Source organism: Microbacterium sp. SGAir0570, from assembly GCF_005491085.2.
Lineage (GTDB): Bacteria > Actinomycetota > Actinomycetes > Actinomycetales > Microbacteriaceae > Microbacterium > Microbacterium arborescens.
This window is the reverse complement of record NZ_CP027929.1, coordinates 1949999-1967179: the sequence shown is the minus strand read 5'-3', so window position 1 is coordinate 1967179 and position 17181 is coordinate 1949999. Positions and strand designations below refer to the sequence as shown.

Sequence of the window (17181 nt, the reverse complement as noted above, 5' to 3'; positions counted from 1 at the left end):
TCGTCGACCCAGGAGTCGGGGTCAGTGCGTGTCTTCGGCCTCGACCTCGGAGCGGTCGCCCGACCACAGCGTGTGGAAGGTGCCGTCCTTGTCGATGCGCTTGTAGGTGTGCGCACCGAAGAAGTCGCGCTGGCCCTGGATGAGGGCCGCGGGCAGGCGCTCCGCACGCAGGCCGTCGTAGTACGACAGCGACGAGCTGAAGGCGGGAGCGGGGATGCCGGCGCCGGCAGCGGCCTGCACGACGTGACGCCAGGCGTCCTGAGCGCGGCCGAGCGCCTCGACGAAGTACGGCGCGGTCAGGAGGACGGGCAGCTCGTCGCCCGTCGCGTACGCATCGGCGATGCGGTTGAGGAACTGCGCGCGGATGATGCAGCCACCGCGCCAGATCTTCGACACTGCACCGAGGTCGATGTTCCAGCCGTACTGCGCGGCACCGGCACGGATCTCGTCGAAGCCCTGCGAGTACGCGACGATCTTCGAGGCGTAGAGCGCGAGACGCACCTGCTCGATGAAGGTATCGGGGTCCTCGACGGTGAACGACGCGTCGTCGGGCCCGGGCAGCGAGCCCGAGACGTCGCGCTGCTCGCGGTGGCTCGAGAGCGAACGCGCGAACACGGCCTCCGCGATGCCCGAGACGGGAACTCCGAGGTCGAGCGCCGTCTGCACGGTCCACGCGCCGGTTCCCTTGGCGCCGGCCTGGTCTACGATCACGTCGACGAGCGGCTGGCCGGTGGCGGCATCCGTCTGGCGCAGCACCTCGGCGGTGATCTCGATCAGGTACGACTCGAGCTCGCCGCGGTTCCACTCGGCGAAGATGTCGGCGATCTCGGCGGGCGACTTGCCCGTGCCGCGGCGGATGAGGTCGTAGGCCTCGGCGATGAGCTGCATGTCGGCGTACTCGATGCCGTTGTGCACCATCTTCACGAAGTGGCCGGCGCCGTCGTGGCCGACGTGCGTCACGCACGGCTCGCCCTCGGCGACCGCAGCGATCGACTTCAGGATCGGGCCGAGCGTCACCCACGACTCGTCGGGGCCGCCGGGCATGAGGGACGGGCCCAGGAGGGCGCCCTCCTCGCCGCCGGAGACTCCCATGCCGACGAAGTTGAAGCCGGCCTCGCGGACAGCCTTCTCTCGGCGAATGGTGTCGGTGAACAGAGAGTTGCCGCCGTCGACGATGATGTCGCCCGGCTCGAACACCCGCATCAGCTCGTCGATGACGGCGTCGGTGGGGCGACCGGCCTTGACCATGATGATCGCGGTGCGCGGCTTCTGCAGGTTGGCCGCGAACTCCTCGTACGAGAAGGCGGGGATGAAGCCCGCCTCGGGGTGCGCCTCGATGAGCTCGTCGGTCTTCGACCGCGAGCGGTTGAACACGGCGACGGTGTTGCCCTCGCGGCTGGCGAGGTTACGGGCGAGGTTCGAGCCCATGACGGCGAGTCCGACCACGCCGATGTTGGCGGCGCCGGAACCGGCCTCCGCGGGGGCAGCGCTCTCGTCGGGGGTCGGGCGGTCGACCTCCTCGGGACGCGGAGCGCCCTCGTGAGCAGTGGCCGCTTCGTGCGGCGCCTGATCCTGATCGGTCGAGGGTCCTGTCGGTGAGGGGGTCGACGCCATGCGTAGCTCCAGGTTCGCGTGCGGGTGGAATGGCAGGGACTGCGAGAGAGCCCGGCTCTCTCGCCACTTTATCCGTTCGGCAGACCGGCCGGAGCGGCTTGCGACGAGGCCGCGACGCGTGCGACGGCGTCGGATGTCGCCCGCACGATGGGCGCCGCGTCACGTGCCTCGACGGCGTCGCGCGGCAGCATCCACGAACCGCCGACGGCCATCACCCGGGGGTGGGCGAGGTAGGAGTCGAGGTTCGTGGCGTCGATGCCCCCGGTGGGCACGAAGCGCACGTCGCCGAAGGGGGCCGCGAGGGCGCGGAGCGCGGGGAGGCCGCCGGAGGTCTCGGCGGGGAAGAACTTCACGGTCGTGATGCCGGCGGCCAGCGCCGCCATGATCTCCGAGGCGCTGATGGCTCCGGGGATGAGGGGAACCCCGCGCTCCGCGGCGCGATCGGCGACCGCCGGGTGGAAGCCGGGGGAGACGAGGAAGCGCGCTCCCGCGTCGACGGCGGTATCGACCTGCGCGGGCGACACGATCGTGCCGGCACCGACGAGGATGTCACCCCGTGCCGCGATCGCCGCGATCGCGTCGGGTGCTGCGGCGGTGCGGAAGGTGATCTCGGCCACCGGGAGCCCGCCTTCGGCGAGGGCATCGACGATGAAGGAACCCTCGACGACGGAATCGGCCACGACGACCGGAACGAGTCGGTACCGGGCGATCTGATCGAGAACAGCGGCCATGATGTTTCTCCTCGGGGTGTTCATCTTCGACCGAATGATCATATCATTGGGTCTCGGCGACGCTGCTGCCCGCCGGACACCCGACGATGGGCCCTCATGAAGATCCTCGCTCTCGAAGCCAGCACCACCTCGGCGAAGACCATGCTCTTCGACACGGACACCGGCGCGGTCGCCGTCCGCAGCCGGAGGTTCGAAGTCGACGGACCCGATTCCGCGGTCCGGGACGCCGATGCGATCTACATCCAGCTCATGGCCCTCGGTCGCGAGGCCGCGGCCGGCCAGCGGATCGACCTCATCGTCCTGAGCGGCACGTGGCACGGCCTGACCCTCCGCTCCGACGACCTCTCGGCAGTGACCCCGGTGATGGAGTGGCCCTACACCGGGGCGCAGGACCTCAGCGCCGCGTTGCGCGCGGACGACGACTTCACGTGGTGGTTCTACGAACGCACCGGTTGCATGGTCAACGCCATCTACCCCGTGTTCAAGCTCCAGCACCTCCGCTCGCAGGGGCTCGACATCGACGGACTCCTCGCCCTCGACCAGGCGAGCCTCATCTTCGCCCGGATGACGGGTGAGGTCTGGACGAACGATTCCCTGGCCTCCGGCAGCGGGCTGCTCTCGGCCACCGATGCCACATGGGACCGCGAGGTCATCGACCGGTTCGACCTCGGCCGGGTGCGGCTGCCCGAGCTGCACGAGACGACGGCGACAGCGCCGCTGTCGGCCGAGGCGGCGGTGCTCCTGGGACTCGCGGCGGGCACCCCGGTGCTGACACCCGGTCCGGACGGAGGTCTCAACCAGGTCGGCGACCTCGCGACCGAACCGGGGGAGATGACCTTCTCGATGGGGACGAGCGGCGCGCTCCGGGTCGCCTCGCGCCACCCGGCGTTCTCACCCACCCTCAGCACCTGGTCGTACCGCTCGCCCCTCGGAGCGCTCAGCGGCGCCGCCACCTCGGGATGCGGCAACTGCGTCGACTGGGCGCGCGATCGCCTCTTCGGCGCGTCGACGGACTACCTCGACATCGAGCCGTCGCTGTCGACCGACCGCATCGACCTCCCGGTCTTCCTGCCCTTCCTATTCGGCGAGCGGAGCCCCGGCTGGCAGGACCAGCGTCGCGGCGGCTTCGTCGATCTCGCGCCGGCGCACTCGCGTGTGGACATGTACCAGTCGGTGCTCGAGGGCATCGTCTATTCGCTCTACCACTGCTACAAGGAGCTCACGGCGCTCGGCGGCACTCCACGACGGATCATCCTCTCGGGCGGCGTCCTCTCCTCGCCGTTCTGGACGCAGCTGACCGCCGACGTCTTCGGGGTCGAGATGCAGGTCTCGGCGCAGCAGCACACCTCGATCGTCGGTGCGGTGCGGATGGGGATGCTCGCGAGCGGTCTCGACCTGCGGCATCCGGCCTTCGACGACGTGGAGGTGCGCACGATCGCACCCCGGACGGAGTACCGCGACCGCTACGACGAGGGCTTCGCCCGCTACCTCGACCAGTATCAGCGGACGGTGCCCGGTTCGCAGGGAGCGGCGCGATGAAGGTCCTCGTGACGCCGACCTCGCTGTGCCGTGATCCGCAGGGCGCGTCGCTCCGCAGGCTCCGCGACGCGGTCGGCGAGGTCGTCCTCAATCCCCACGGACGCCCGCTCACCGCGGCCGAGCTCGTCCCGCTCGTCGCTGACGTCGACGGCATCATTGCCGGCCTCGACGAATACGACGAGGCCGTCCTCGCCGCCGCGCCCCGGTTGCGCGTCCTCGCGCGGTACGGCGTGGGCGTGGACCGGGTGGACCTGGATGCCGCGGCGGCGCGGGGGGTCATCGTGACGCGAACCCCCGGTGCCAATGCGATCGCCGTCGCCGAGCTCGCGATCGGTCTCGTGCTGGCCGCGGCGCGGGGCATCCCCCGGCTCGACGAAGCGGTGCGAGCGGGGGAGTGGCCGCGCCTCGAGGGCAAGGAGCTCACAGGCGGCACCGCGGGGGTCGTCGGGTTCGGGGCGATCGGCCGCCTGGTCGCCGAGCGTGCGCGGGGTCTCGGGATGACGGCGATCGCCTACGACCCGATGCTGCCCGACGAGGCGTTCGCGCAGGCCGGGGTCGAGCGGGTCGAGATCGACGAGCTGTGCCGCCGCAGCGACGTCGTCAGCCTCCACGTCCCGCTGCTTCCCGAGACCCGTCATCTGCTCGACGAGCGCCGGCTGGGGCTGCTGCCGCCGGGAGCGATCGTCGTCAACACCGCTCGCGGCGGCCTGCTCGACGAGGCCGCGGCGCGCCGTGCGCTCGACGAGGGGCGCCTTCATGGCGTCGCGGTCGATGTCTACGAGACCGAGCCGCCCTCCAGCTCGCCGCTCGTCGGGCATCCGGGCGTGGTGGCGACACCGCATGCGGGAGGCCACACCGGCGGTGCCGTGCAGCGGATGACGGATCAGTCGATCGATGCGCTCGTCACGGCGCTCCGCGGCGGCCGGCCCGACGGGCTGGTCACACCAGCGCCCGCACCTCGCTGAGCACGGCGTCGACGTAGCCGCGGGTATGGCGCTCGGCTCCGTCGGCATCGCCGCGTGCGATCGCCGCGGCCGTCTGCACGTGGTTGTTCAGGGCCTCTTCGTAGGGGACCGCGGGCGTGAGACCCACATCGGAACGCCCCGCGATGACGGCGGCGATCGCGGCCTTGTTCGCGGCGAGCATGAGGTTGCCGCTCATGTCGAGGATGAGGTCGTGGAACTGGATATCGACCTCGAGGTACTCCGGCGACGCGCCGCGCCCGCTGTGGCCGAGCTCTTCGAGGCGTGCCGCGAGCCGCAGCAGCTCGGACCGCTGGACGTCGGTGCCGCGCTGCGCGGCCAGGCGCGCCGCGATCGGCTCGACCGCCGAGCGCAGCTCGTTGACCACGACGATCTGGTGATCGCGCCGGGGAGAGGCGAGCTGCCAGCCGATGAGGCGGGTGTCGAGCGCGCTCCACTCGCTCGTCGGCGTGACGGTCAGGCCGACCCGGCGGCGCGACGAGAGCATGCCCATGGCCTCGAGGACCCGGACCGCTTCGCGCACGACCGTCCGGGAAACGCCGAACTCGGCTTCGAGATCCGCGAGGGTGCACACCGATCCCGGTGCGAGCTCACCCGATGCGATACGCAGCCCGAGAGCGTCGAGCACGGATCCGTGGGATGCCTGCGCCATGACGCCTCCGAAAAATACGATCAGTGGTTGTAAAAGATACGATCATTGTGCGAGGATCGCTCTGCTCCGCTGCCGTGGCACGGGGCAGCTCGAATACTAACGCGGGACGATCCGCGGGGCTCGGCCCCCGGTCGTCCGCTTCCCGACATCAACGGAGATACCGATGGAAGACTGGACCCAGACCCTGGGTGCCGGACCGCTGCTGCTCATCGCAGTCGGCGCGATCGCCCTGATCCTGTTCCTGATCATCGTCTGCAAGGTGCACGCCTTCCTGACGCTGATCATCGTCTCGCTGCTCACCGCGTTCGTCGCGCAGGTGCCGGTCTCAGCGATCGCGAAGACCCTGACCGACGGCTTCGGCGGAACACTCGCCGGCGTCGCGCTCCTCGTCGCCCTCGGTGCGATGCTCGGCAGGCTCATCGAGCACTCCGGCGGCGCCAAGGCGCTCGCCGACAAGTTCGTCGAGGTCTTCGGCGAGAAGCGAGCGCCCTTCGCGCTCGGCATCGCCTCGCTCATCCTCGGCTTCCCGATGTTCTTCGACGCGGGGCTCGTCATGATGCTCCCGATCATCTTCGCGATCGCCCGCCGCGTCTCGAAGGCGAACGTCCTGCTCTTCGGCATCCCCGCCGCCGCGGCGTTCTCCGTCATGCACGTCTTCCTGCCGCCGCACCCCGGCCCCGTCACGGCGACCGAGGCATACGGAGCCAACCTCGGTCTCGTCCTGCTCCTCGGCCTCGTCATCGTCTTCCCCGTCTGGTACGTCTCCGGTTACCTCTGGGGCAAGTTCATCGCCGCACGCATCCCGCTGCCGGTGCCCGCTCTCTTCGGAGAGAAGGACGACGACCAGCCGGCGAACCCGCCGCGTCCGCGCACCGTGATCCTCCTGCTGCTCCTGCCGATGCTCCTCATCTTCATGAACACGGGGCTCACGACCCTCGCCTCTGCCGGTGCCGTGTCGACGGACGACCTGTGGGTCCAGGTCCTGGTGCTCCTCGGCAACTCCTTCGTGGCGCTGCTCATCACCGTCCTGGTCGCGACGTTCGTCCTCGGCACGCGTCGGGGCGAGAACGGCACGGCACTCGAGAAGGTCGTCGACTCGGCCCTCGGCCCGGTGTCGTCCGTCATCCTCATCACCGGCGCCGGTGGCATGTTCGGTGGCGTGCTGCGCGCCTCGGGCATCGGTGACGCGCTCGCCGACACGCTGTCCGACCTCGGGCTCCCGGTCATCGTCGCGGCGTACGTCATCGCGGTGATCATCCGTCTCGCGCAGGGCTCGGCCACCGTCGCCCTCGTGACCGCCGCAGGCCTCGCGGCTCCCGCAGTGGCCGCGGGTGACTTCAACCCGCTCCAGGTGGCCGCGATCGTCCTGGCCACCGCGGCCGGCTCCGTGTTCGCCGGACACGTCAACGATTCCGGCTTCTGGCTCGTGGGGCGCCTCATGGGCATGGACGTCAAGACGACGCTCAAGACCTGGACCGTGCAGCAGACGATCGAGTCGGTCCTGGCCTTCGTGCTCGTGCTCGGCGTCTTCGGCCTCGCGTCGCTGATCTGATCCGCCCTCTTCACGACAAGGAGATCCGATGTCCTCTCTGTTCGATGTGACCGGCCGCGTCGCCCTCGTGACGGGCTCGTCGCGCGGGCTCGGGCGATCCCTCGCGCTCGCCCTCGCCCGGGAGGGCGCACGTGTCGTCGTCCACGGCCGTGATGCCGAGGCGGTCGAGCGCACGCGGCGGGAGGTCGCTGAAGCCGGTTCGCCGGAACCGGTGGCGGCGGTCTTCGACGTCACGGATGCCGCTGCCGTCGAGGCGGGGGTCGCGGCGATCATCGCCGAGGTCGGAGTGCCCGACATCCTCGTGAACAACGCGGGGATCCAGCGGCGCGCGCCGTTCACGGAGTTCCCCGTGGCCGACTGGGACGAGATCGTCGCGGCGAACCTCAACGGCGTCTTCTACGTCGCACGGTTCGTCGCCCCCGGCATGGTGGAGCGCGGATCGGGCAAGATCGTCAACATCGCTTCGGTGCAGTCGGCGCTCGCGCGCCAGACGATCGCGCCCTACTCCGCGACCAAGGGCGCTGTGGCGCAGCTGACGAAGGGGATGGCGGCCGACCTCGCCCGGCACAACGTGCAGGTCAACGCACTGTCGCCCGGGTACTTCGCGACGGAGATGAACCGGGCGCTCGTCGACGACGCCGACTTCAGCGCGTGGCTCGCGCAGCGCACGCCGGCGCAGCGGTGGGGCGACTTCAGCGAGCTCGACGGAGCCCTGCTCTTCCTCTGCTCGGACGCCTCGAGCTTCGTGTCGGGGCAGAACATCTTCGTCGACGGCGGCATGACCGCCGTCGTCTGACCCGGAAGGACCGTCATGCGCGCAGCACACATCCACGGCAAGCAGCACATCGAGATCTCGGAGGTCGCCGAGCCCAAACCCCGTGACGGGGAGGTGCGGATCCGCGTCGACTACGTGGGCATCTGCGGGTCGGACCTGCACTACTACTACGAGGGCGCGAACGGGGCGTTCGTCGTGCGGGAGCCTCTCATCCCCGGGCACGAGCTGAGCGGCCGCATCGATCTCGACCCCACGGGGCACTGGGAGCCCGGTACACCGGTGACGCTTCACCCCGCCACCTTCGGGCGGAAGGTCGAGGCGATCGCCGACGACCCGCACCTCTGGCCCGGCGGAGCGTATCTGGGCAGCGCCTCGACGACTCCGCACACCCAGGGCGCGCTCGCCGAGCTCATCGTCGCCGATCGGTCCATGGTGCGACCCCTCCCGCCGACGCTGCCGGTCCGTCGCGCCGTGCTGGCCGAGCCGCTCGCCGTCGCCCTGCACGGGCTGAGCAAAGCAGGCGACGTCGCGGGTGCACGGGTCCTCGTGACCGGTGCCGGGCCGATCGGACTGCTCGCAGTGGCAGCGGCGACCGCCGCCGGGGCGGCGGAGGTGCACGCCACCGACGTGCTGGCCGGACCCCTCGACCGTGCGAGCCGACTCGGCGCGACCCGAACGTTCGACGTCACCACGGAGCAGCCTCCCGCTGACGCCTATGACATCGTGCTGGAGTGCTCGGGTGTCGCGGTCTCGGTGTCCGCGGCGCTGCGCGCGGCGCGGCCGGCCGGGCGCGTCGTGCAGGTGGGAATGGTCCCGAACGAGCCGCGACCGATCAACCTGGCGCCCTTCATCTCCAAGGAAGTCGTCTACGTCGGCACCTTCCGTTTCAAGGACGAGATCGACGAGGCGGTCCGGCTCCTCGACGAGCGCCCCGAGATCGAGCAGGTGATCACCCACGTCGTCGACGCCGATGACATCGTCGAGGCGTTCGCGACGGCCAAGGACTCGGAGGCCTCCGGCAAGGTCGTCGTCGCGGTCTGGCCCGCATGAGCTCGACGCGAAAGCGCGAGGCGCGCCCCCTCACCGGGTGGCGCGCCTCGCGCTTTCGTCGATCGGGGCGTCGCGTCGACGCCCGGGTCGGGTCAGCCCTTGCGGTAGCCCTGTCGTCCCATCGCGAACAGCGCGAGGCTGACCGAGACGATCGAGCCGAGCGTCATCGCACCGATGACCCACAGAAGCACGTGTGAGAACCAGCCGTAATCCATTTTTCCTCCGGGCGTAGACGACGTCTCAACCACCCTACCCAGCGCTGGTAGAGTGGGGGTGTACTTCGGCGAGGGATGCCGCGTGCCCGCTGTGCGGGAACCGGGATCCGTGATCGACGAGGGTGTGTGCAGGACGTTTCCTCTCCACGCGCTCGCGTTCGCGTCGAACCCGCATACCGCTGAGCCGGGCCTCGGGCCCACAAGGAGAAACGCATGTCCACGGAGACCGACACCAAGGTCGTTGCAGAGACGCGCACCAACTTCGGCAAGGGCTTCGCCCGCCGTCTGCGTGCCGCCGGTCAGATCCCCGCCGTCATCTACGGCCACGGCACCGACCCCGTGCACGTCGCCCTGCCGGGCCACCAGATGCTGCTGCTCGTCCGCCGCGCCAACGCCGTCATCGAGCTGTCGATCGACGGCAAGGAGCAGCTGGTGCTCGTCAAGGACGTCCAGCGCGACCCCGTGCGCCAGATCATCGAGCACATCGACCTCCTCGTCGTGAAGAAGGGCGAGAAGGTCCAGGTCGACGTTCCCGTCGTCGTCACGGGCGAGCCCTTCTCGGGCACCATCGCGACGCAGGACGCGTCGTCGATCACGCTCGAGGTGGAGGCGACCCACATCCCGACCAATGTCGAGGTCGACGTCGAGGGCCTCGAGGACGGCGCCCGCATCACGGCCGCCGACCTGACGCTGCCTCGCGGCGCCGCTCTGATCACCGACCCCGAGACGCTCGTCGTCGCCGTGTCGGTCCCCGCATCGACGCTGGCCGCCGCCGACGAGATCGAGGCCGCCGACGAGGCGACCGCCGCCGAGCAGGCCGACGAGGCCGAGGGCGACGAGAAGTCCGAGTAAGACTCATCCCCGCGGAGCCCGTTCTCACCTCGTGAGGACGGGCTCCGTCGTTCGAAAGGCGCGCCATGGCGGACACCTGGCTCATCATCGGTCTCGGCAACCCCGGGCCGCGTTACGAGGCGACTCGGCACAACATCGGCCAGATGGTCATCGACGAACTCGCGAGCCGGCGCGGTGAGACCCTGCGATCGCACAAGGCCAACGCCTGGGCAGCCGAGTCGTGGCTGCGCCCCGGTGCCGCCAAGATGGTGCTCGCCAAGCCGAAGACGTTCATGAACGTCTCGGGTGGCCCGGCCGCCGCGCTGGCCTCCTTCTACGGCGTCGACCCCGGCCGCGTCATCGTGGTCCACGACGAGCTCGACATTCCCTTCGACACCATCAAGCTCAAGACGGGTGGCGGCCACGGTGGACACAACGGCGTCCGTGACATCGCCAAAGCCCTCGGCACTCCCGACTTCGCCCGCGTCCGCGTCGGGATCGGACGTCCCCCGGGCGCGCAGGATCCGGCGGACTGGGTCCTCGACCCGTTCTCGTCGGCCGAACGGAAGACCCTCGGCATCCTCGTGTCGGATGCCGCTGACGCGGTCGAGACGGTCGTGGGCGAGGGGCTCCTCGCCGCGCAGCAGCGCTTCCACGCGCCGCGCTGAGCCCGCCGCGCAGTCCGACCCGGGCGCCCGTGTCGGCGGCCGGCGGTAGGCTTCTGTGGTGACAGTTCCCGGGATCGTGCGCGCCCTTTCGCAGGCTGACTCCTTCCGGGAGGCGGTGACATCCGGAGCCGTCGGCAGTCTCGACTACTCGCTGGTCGACGGGCTCGACGCCCCCCTCCTCGCGGCTCTGCTCGAGCAGCGTCGCCGCGACGGTCGACCCGCTGTCGTGCTCGCCGTCGCTCCCACCGGTCGCCGCGCCGAGACCCTCGGTGCCGCGCTGCAGTGCCTCGTCCCCGAGGCCGAGATCGTGCACTTCCCCGCCTGGGAGACCCTGCCGCACGAACGGCTGAGCCCGAGCCCCGAGACCGTCGGACGCCGTCTCGCCGTGCTTCGCCGTGCGGCCGCGCACGACGGCAGCACACCGCTGGTCATCACGGCCTCCGTCCGCGCGGCCCTGCAGCCGCTCGCGGCCGGTCTGACCGACGCCGACCCGGTGTCGCTGTCGGTCGGAGCGCGGGGGAGCGACCTCGAACAGGTGGTCCGGCGCCTCGTCGAACTCGCCTATCACCGGGTCGACATGGTCTCCCGTCGCGGCGAGTTCGCAGTTCGCGGCGGCATCCTCGATGTCTTCCCGGCCGCGGCCGACCACCCGCTGCGCATCGACTTCTTCGGCGACGAGGTCGACCAGATCCGCGCGTTCTCCATCGCCGACCAGCGATCACTGCCCGGCGAGGTCGGCGAGGCCGTGCTCCTGCCGGCGCGTGAGCTGCTGCTGACGCCGGCCGTCCGCGAGCGGGCTGCGGCGATGGCCCCCACCTTCCCGAGTCTGACGGGCATGCTCGAGAAGATGTCGCAGGGCATCCCCGTCGAGGGGATGGAGTCGCTGCTGCCCGCGCTCGCAGAGGGCATCGTGCCGCTCGTCGACTATCTGCCCCGCGGCTCGGCGATCGCTCTCGTCGACCCCGAGCGCTCGCGCACGCGGGCGCGCACCCTCGGTGAGACCAACCGCGAATTCCTCGAAGCGGCCTGGAGCGCGGCGACCGCCGGGGCTGACAGCCCCGTCGATCTCGGCGCGGGCGACTTCCTGACCCTCCCCGCTCTGCGCGACGCGATGCGCGAGCGATCCGGGGTGTGGTGGACCCTCAGCGCCTTCGACTCGGGAGCAGCGGATGCCGCCGGCGAGGGGCTGACCGAGACCGGCGACGACCTGCGTGTCGACGGCAGCGCGGTGCCCTCGTTCCAGGGCAACGTCGACGGTGCCACCGCCCACATCGGCGACCTGCTGGCGCGCGGCTGGCGCGTCGTCGTCTGCGCCTCGGGTCCCGGGCTCGTCGACCGGGCCCGCGACGTGATGGCCGAGCGCGGGATCGCCGCCCGCACGAGCGATTGCGTCGCCGAGCTCTCCGACGAGGCCGTCGCGGTCTGCGTCGTGGCATCGCTCGAGCGCGGTTTCGAGTCGGCCGAGGCGAAGCTCGCCGTCCTCACCGAGAGCGAGTTCTACGGCCGCACGATCGGCAGCGACGGCCGAGTGGTGAAGAAGCTCGCGACGCGGCGACGCAACGTCGTCGACCCGTTGCAGCTGAAGCCCGGCGATGTCGTCGTCCACTCGACCCACGGCATCGGCAAGTTCGTCGAGCTCGTTCAGCGCGAGGTGTCGAGTGGCGGCCGCAACGCGGTGAAGACGCAGCGCGAGTACCTCGTGCTCGAGTACGCGCCCGCCAAACGCGGCTATCCCGGTGACAAGCTCTTCGTGCCGACCGACCAGCTCGACCAGCTCTCGCGGTACGTCGGCGGCGAGGCCCCGGTGCTGTCGAAGATGGGCGGCAGCGACTGGGCAGCCGCGAAGGGCAAGGCGCGCAAGGCCGTCCGTGACATCGCCGTCGAGCTCGTCAAGCTGTACTCGGCGCGCATGGCGTCGAAGGGGCACGCGTTCGGCCCCGACACCCCGTGGCAGCGCGAGCTCGAAGAGGCGTTCCCCTTCGCGGAGACGCCCGACCAGCTGCAGACGATCGACGAGATCAAGGCCGACATGGAGAAGCCGATCCCGATGGATCGCCTGCTCTCGGGCGACGTCGGATTCGGCAAGACCGAGGTCGCCGTCCGCGCCGCGTTCAAGGCGATTCAGGAGGGGAAGCAGGTCGCGATGCTGGTCCCGACCACGCTTCTCGCGAAGCAGCATCTCGAGACGTTCACCGAGCGCTTCGCCGGATTCCCGGTGAAGGTGCGCCCCCTGTCGCGGTTCCAGACCGCGAAGCAGGCCCGCGAGACGGTCGACGGGCTCGCCGACGGCACCGTCGACATGGTCATCGGCACCCACCGCATCCTGACCGAGAAGGTCGCCTTCAAGGATCTCGGGCTCCTCATCATCGACGAGGAGCAGCGGTTCGGCGTCGAACACAAGGACTCGCTGAAGAAGCTGAAGACCGGCGTCGACATCCTCGCGATGAGCGCGACGCCGATCCCGCGCACGCTCGAGATGGCGGTGACCGGTATTCGGGAGATGTCGACCCTGGCGACCCCGCCCGAGGAGCGGCATCCCATCCTCACCTACGTCGGACCGCGCAGTGACAAGCAGATCGCGGCCGCCATCCGGCGCGAGCTGCTGCGCGAGGGCCAGGTGTTCTTCGTGCACAACCGGGTGCAGTCGATCCAGCGGGTCGCGGCGCAGCTCGGTGAGCTGGTGCCCGAGGCGCGCATCGCCGTCGCGCACGGCCAGATGGGGGAGCACCAGCTCGAGCAGGTCGTGGACGACTTCTGGGAGCGGCGTGCCGACGTCCTCGTCTCGACGACGATCGTCGAGACGGGGCTCGACATCTCCAACGCGAACACCATCATCATCGACCGTGCCGACAAGTACGGGCTGAGCCAGCTGCACCAGCTGCGCGGCCGGGTCGGGCGCGGGCGCGAGCGCGCGTACGCGTACTTCCTCTACGACGAGAACAAGCCCCTCAGCGAGACGGCCGCCGACCGCCTCGAGACGATCGCCGTCAACAACGACCTCGGCTCGGGCATGCAGGTCGCGCTGAAGGACCTCGAGCTGCGCGGCGCGGGTAATCTGCTGGGCGCCGAGCAGGCCGGCCACATCGCCGGGGTCGGGTTCGACCTCTATCTGCGGATGATCGGCGAGGCCGTCTCGACGTTCCGGGGCGAGGAGGTCGACGGGCCGGCCGAGCTGCGGCTCGAGCTGCCCGTGGCCGCGCGCATTCCCGAGGACTACATCGACAGCGAGCGCCTGCGCCTCGAGGCGTATCAGAAGCTCTCGGCGGCGGCAGCCGTCAGCGCCAAGGACGATGCGATCGACCTCGTGGTCGAAGAGCTCACCGACCGGTACGGGCGCCCGCCGGCCGAGGTGGAGGGTCTACTCGCGGTCGCCCGGCTGCGCCGCCGCGCAGCCCAGGCCGGGCTGACGGACGTCGTTGCGATGGGACCGAATCTTCGGGTCGCGCCGGCCCGGCTGCCCGAGTCGATGCGCATCCGGCTGCAGAGGCTGTACCCCAAGGCCAAACTGCTCGCCGGCGGCGAAGCCCTCGTGGTCCCGTTGCCGACCGCCGGCGGTGCCGCGCTCGGCGATGCCGACCTCATCGCGTGGACGGGTCAGCTGCTCGACCAGCTCTTCCCGGTCGCCACGACGGCGGCGTCGCCCGCCGCATCCTGAGGTTTGCGCGGCGGGTCAGATGCTGATCTGGCCCGTTGCCAGCAGCACGACGGCGCTCACCGCGCCCAGGACGGCGGCGGCGAACACCAGCCACTCCACTGTCGTGAAGACACGCGCACCCGCCTTCCTGCGCGCCACGGCGAACAGCGTGGTCCCGGGCACGATGATCAACAGCGACAGCAGAAGGTAGTGCGCGCCGGCCGCGATCAGGAGGAAGAGGGTGTAACCGGTCGCGATGACGGCGACGATCAGGTCGCGTGACCGTGCGCGGTCGCCCGGGCCGTACGTCTCGCCGGTGAGAGTGAGCTTGAGGGCGTAACCGGCCGAGAGGACGAAGGGGATCAGCACGAGCGCGCTCGTCAGATCGAGCGCCACCGAGAAGGCGTTCTCGGCGAACAGGACGACGACCAGCAGCACCTGCACGAGCGTCGTCGACAGCATGAGCGCACCCACCGGGGTGTCCTGGGCGTTGGTGCGCGAGAGGAACCGCGGCAAGTCTCCGGACCGCGAGGCCTCGAGCAGCACCTCGGCGGCCATGAGCGTCCACGAGAGGTACGCGCCGAGCACCGCCACGATGAGCGAGACACCGATGAACACTGCACCGGCCGGGCCCACGATCGTCTCCAGGACTCCGCCCAGCGACGGCTCGGGGAGCGAGGCGATCTGTTCGCGCGGCAGCACGCCGAACGAGACGATGGTCACCGAGGCGAAGACCGCGAGCACGCTGAGGAAGCCGAGGAGTGTCGCGCGCCCCACGTCACGGCGCGAGCGGGCGTGACGAGAGTTGACGCTCGCCCCCTCGAGGCCGATGAAGACGAAGACGGTGACGAGCATCGTGGCGCGGATCTGGTCCCACAGCGGCGCTCCCGACGGGCCCGCCCAGTTGGCGGCGAACACCGCGGGATCGAAGACCGTCGCGCAGAGCACGACGAACACCACGATCGGGAGCGTCTTGGCGATGCTGACGACGCGGTTCACCGCGGCCGCGGAGCGGACGCCCCGCCGGATGAGGATGAAGAACAGCCAGAGCCCCGCCGACGACACGGCGACGGCAGCGACGGTGTCGCCGGCTCCGAGCGCCGGGAACACCGCGCCCAGGGTCGAAGTGATGAACACCCAGTAGAAGACGTTGCCCGCGCACGCGCTGGCCCAATATCCGAACGCGGAGAAGTATCCGAGGTACCTCCCGAAACCGGCGCGTGCGTAGCTGTAGACGCCCGCGTCGAGGTCCGGCCTGCGGTTGGCGAGCAGCTGGAACGCGAAGGCGAGGGCGAGCATCCCGCCTCCCGCGACCGCCCACGCGACGAGCGTCCCGGCGACACCGGTCTCGGCGGCGAAGCCGGCGGGAAGGGAGAAGACCCCCGCGCCCACCATCGAGCCGATGACGAACGTCGAGAGGGTGAGCATCGACACGGTCGCGGGTCGGGTTCCCGGACGCGTGACACCAGATCCCGTGGGGGAGGAGGGATCGGAAGGCACGGGGTGAAAGCCTAACCCGGCTCGCGCTCCACCCGGCTCCCGGCCGGCGTCAGATGACTCCCTGCGCGAGCATCGCGCGCGCGACGCGCTCGAAACCGGCCGCGTTCGCCCCGACGACGTAGTCGCCCGGACGTCCGTAGCGCTCGGAGGCGGCGAAGGCCGCGTCGTGGACGTTCTTCATGATCTCGCGCAGCTTGTTCTCGCTGTCGGCGAAGCCCCAGCGCTGGCGCGACGCGTTCTGGCTCATCTCGAGCGCGGAGGTCGCGACGCCACCCGCGTTCGCCGCCTTGCCGGGGCCGAACAGCACCCCGGCGGCGCGGAACGCGTCGACCGCCTCTGGAGTCGAGGGCATGTTGGCACCTTCGACCACGACGCGTACGCCGCCGTCGACGAGAGCGCGCGCGTCGTCGCCGTCGAGCTCGTTCTGCGTCGCGGACGGAATGGCGACGTCGACCGCGGTGCGCCACGGACGGCCACCCTCGACGAACGTCGCGCCAGGCCGGTGATCCAGGTACGCCGAGATGCGGCGGCGGTCGATCTCCTTGACCTGTTTGAGTATGGCGAGGTCGATCCCGTCTTCGTCGACGATCGTGCCGGACGAGTCGGATGCCGTGACCGGCGTCGCACCGAGCTGGTACGCCTTCTCGATGGCGTATGTCGCCACGTTGCCCGAACCCGATACGGCGACGCGCTTGCCGTCGAGCGAGTCGCCCTCGACGGCGAGCATCTCCTGCGCGAAGAAGACCGCGCCGTAGCCCGTCGCCTCGGTGCGGACCTCGGCGCCGCCCCACTGTACCCCCTTGCCGGTGAACATGCCCGACTCGTGACGGTTCGTGATCTTGCGGTACTGCCCGAAGAGGTAGCCGATCTCGCGCGCACCGACGCCGATGTCGCCGGCGGGAACGTCGGTGTGCTCACCGAGATGGCGGTACAGCTCGTTCATGAACGACTGGCAGAAGCGCATGATCTCGGCATCCGACCGGCCGTGCGGGTCGAAGTCGCTGCCGCCCTTGGCGCCGCCGATCCCCTGACCGGTGAGCGCGTTCTTGAAGATCTGCTCGAAGCCGAGGAACTTCACGATCGACAGGTTCACCGTCGGGTGGAACCGCAGTCCGCCCTTGTACGGGCCGAGCACCGAGGAGAACTGCACACGGTAGCCGCGGTTGACCCGGACGGTGCCGGCGTCGTCGAGCCACGGCACGCGGAACATGATCTGCCGCTCGGGCTCGACCAGCCGCTCGAGGATGCCGTCGCGCGCGAGCTCGGGCTGCGCCTCGACGACCGGTGCGATCGCCTCGAGCACCTCGTGGACGGCCTGTTGGAACTCGGGCTCGTGCGGATTGCGCTGCAGGACGGTGGCGAACACCGACTGGACGGATGAGGGCAGGGGAGCGTGTTCGGTCATGGTGGAGCTTTCTGGCCGAGCGGGCGGGACCC

At 70.3% G+C, this 17181-nt stretch carries 14 protein-coding genes; 8 read left to right on the top strand and 6 right to left on the bottom strand.

Features of this window, described 5'->3' with window-relative positions:
• Positions 1-21 precede the first annotated feature (21 nt).
• Positions 22-1614, bottom strand: coding sequence for an NADP-dependent phosphogluconate dehydrogenase (gndA, locus tag C1N74_RS09375; RefSeq protein WP_023950356.1), 1593 nt, complete (start codon positions 1612-1614; stop codon positions 22-24).
• Between the two features lie 68 nt (positions 1615-1682).
• Positions 1683-2345, bottom strand: coding sequence for a bifunctional 4-hydroxy-2-oxoglutarate aldolase/2-dehydro-3-deoxy-phosphogluconate aldolase (eda, locus tag C1N74_RS09370; RefSeq protein ID WP_137750401.1), 663 nt, complete (start codon positions 2343-2345; stop codon positions 1683-1685).
• Between the two features lie 96 nt (positions 2346-2441).
• Between eda and C1N74_RS09365 the strand changes: the two genes are divergently transcribed.
• Together C1N74_RS09365 and C1N74_RS09360 are read left to right on the top strand one after the other, a co-directional pair.
• A complete protein-coding gene (locus C1N74_RS09365) occupies positions 2442-3884 on the top strand; it encodes a gluconokinase (RefSeq protein WP_137750400.1) in 1443 nt (480 codons plus the stop codon).
• Complete coding sequence (locus C1N74_RS09360; protein WP_064956475.1) at positions 3881-4849, top strand: phosphoglycerate dehydrogenase; 969 nt, start codon at positions 3881-3883, stop codon at positions 4847-4849. Before C1N74_RS09365 ends, C1N74_RS09360 begins: the two co-directional genes overlap by 4 nt.
• On the opposite strand, the gene C1N74_RS09355 is transcribed toward C1N74_RS09360, so the two are convergent.
• Entirely contained in the window at positions 4824-5519 is a 696-nt protein-coding gene (locus tag C1N74_RS09355; RefSeq protein WP_023950364.1) for a FadR/GntR family transcriptional regulator, read from the bottom strand. The genes C1N74_RS09360 and C1N74_RS09355 overlap by 26 nt on opposite strands.
• A gap of 163 nt (positions 5520-5682) precedes the next feature.
• On the opposite strand from C1N74_RS09355, the gene C1N74_RS09350 reads away from it, so the two are divergent.
• The 3 genes from C1N74_RS09350 to C1N74_RS09340 are packed head-to-tail and all read left to right on the top strand — an operon-like array spanning position 5683 to position 8896.
• Entirely contained in the window at positions 5683-7071 is a 1389-nt protein-coding gene (locus C1N74_RS09350) for a GntP family permease (RefSeq protein WP_023950365.1), read from the top strand.
• Positions 7072-7099: 28 nt separating this feature from the next.
• Entirely contained in the window at positions 7100-7867 is a 768-nt protein-coding gene (locus tag C1N74_RS09345; protein ID WP_023950366.1) for a glucose 1-dehydrogenase, read from the top strand.
• Between the two features lie 15 nt (positions 7868-7882).
• Positions 7883-8896 carry a zinc-binding dehydrogenase gene (locus tag C1N74_RS09340; RefSeq protein WP_137750399.1) on the top strand — a complete coding sequence of 338 codons (1014 nt, stop codon included), beginning with the start codon at positions 7883-7885 and terminating at the stop codon, positions 8894-8896.
• Positions 8897-8988: 92 nt separating this feature from the next.
• Here the strand turns inward: C1N74_RS09340 and C1N74_RS16650 are convergent, their stop codons facing one another.
• Positions 8989-9111, bottom strand: a complete 123-nt coding sequence (locus C1N74_RS16650) for a hypothetical protein (RefSeq protein WP_023950368.1) — start codon at positions 9109-9111, stop codon at positions 8989-8991.
• Positions 9112-9324: 213 nt separating this feature from the next.
• Here C1N74_RS16650 and C1N74_RS09335 point away from each other — a divergent pair, with 213 nt between their 5' ends.
• The 3 genes from C1N74_RS09335 to mfd all read left to right on the top strand — a co-directional run bounded on the left by C1N74_RS09335 (position 9325) and on the right by mfd (position 14265).
• A complete protein-coding gene (locus C1N74_RS09335; protein WP_023950369.1) occupies positions 9325-9963 on the top strand; it encodes a 50S ribosomal protein L25/general stress protein Ctc in 639 nt (212 codons plus the stop codon).
• A gap of 65 nt (positions 9964-10028) precedes the next feature.
• Positions 10029-10610 carry an aminoacyl-tRNA hydrolase gene (pth, locus tag C1N74_RS09330; RefSeq protein WP_023950370.1) on the top strand — a complete coding sequence of 194 codons (582 nt, stop codon included), beginning with the start codon at positions 10029-10031 and terminating at the stop codon, positions 10608-10610.
• A 58-nt stretch (positions 10611-10668) separates the two neighbouring features.
• Positions 10669-14265, top strand: coding sequence for a transcription-repair coupling factor (gene mfd / locus C1N74_RS09325; RefSeq protein WP_181405509.1), 3597 nt, complete (start codon positions 10669-10671; stop codon positions 14263-14265).
• 15 nt (positions 14266-14280) lie between these two features.
• Here mfd and C1N74_RS09320 read toward each other — a convergent pair whose 3' ends face one another.
• Both C1N74_RS09320 and gdhA read right to left on the bottom strand, forming a co-directional pair.
• Positions 14281-15672, bottom strand: coding sequence for a basic amino acid/polyamine antiporter (locus C1N74_RS09320; protein ID WP_137751005.1), 1392 nt, complete (start codon positions 15670-15672; stop codon positions 14281-14283).
• Positions 15673-15793: 121 nt separating this feature from the next.
• Entirely contained in the window at positions 15794-17149 is a 1356-nt protein-coding gene (gene gdhA / locus C1N74_RS09315; protein WP_023950373.1) for an NADP-specific glutamate dehydrogenase, read from the bottom strand.
• Positions 17150-17181: the final 32 nt, after the last annotated feature.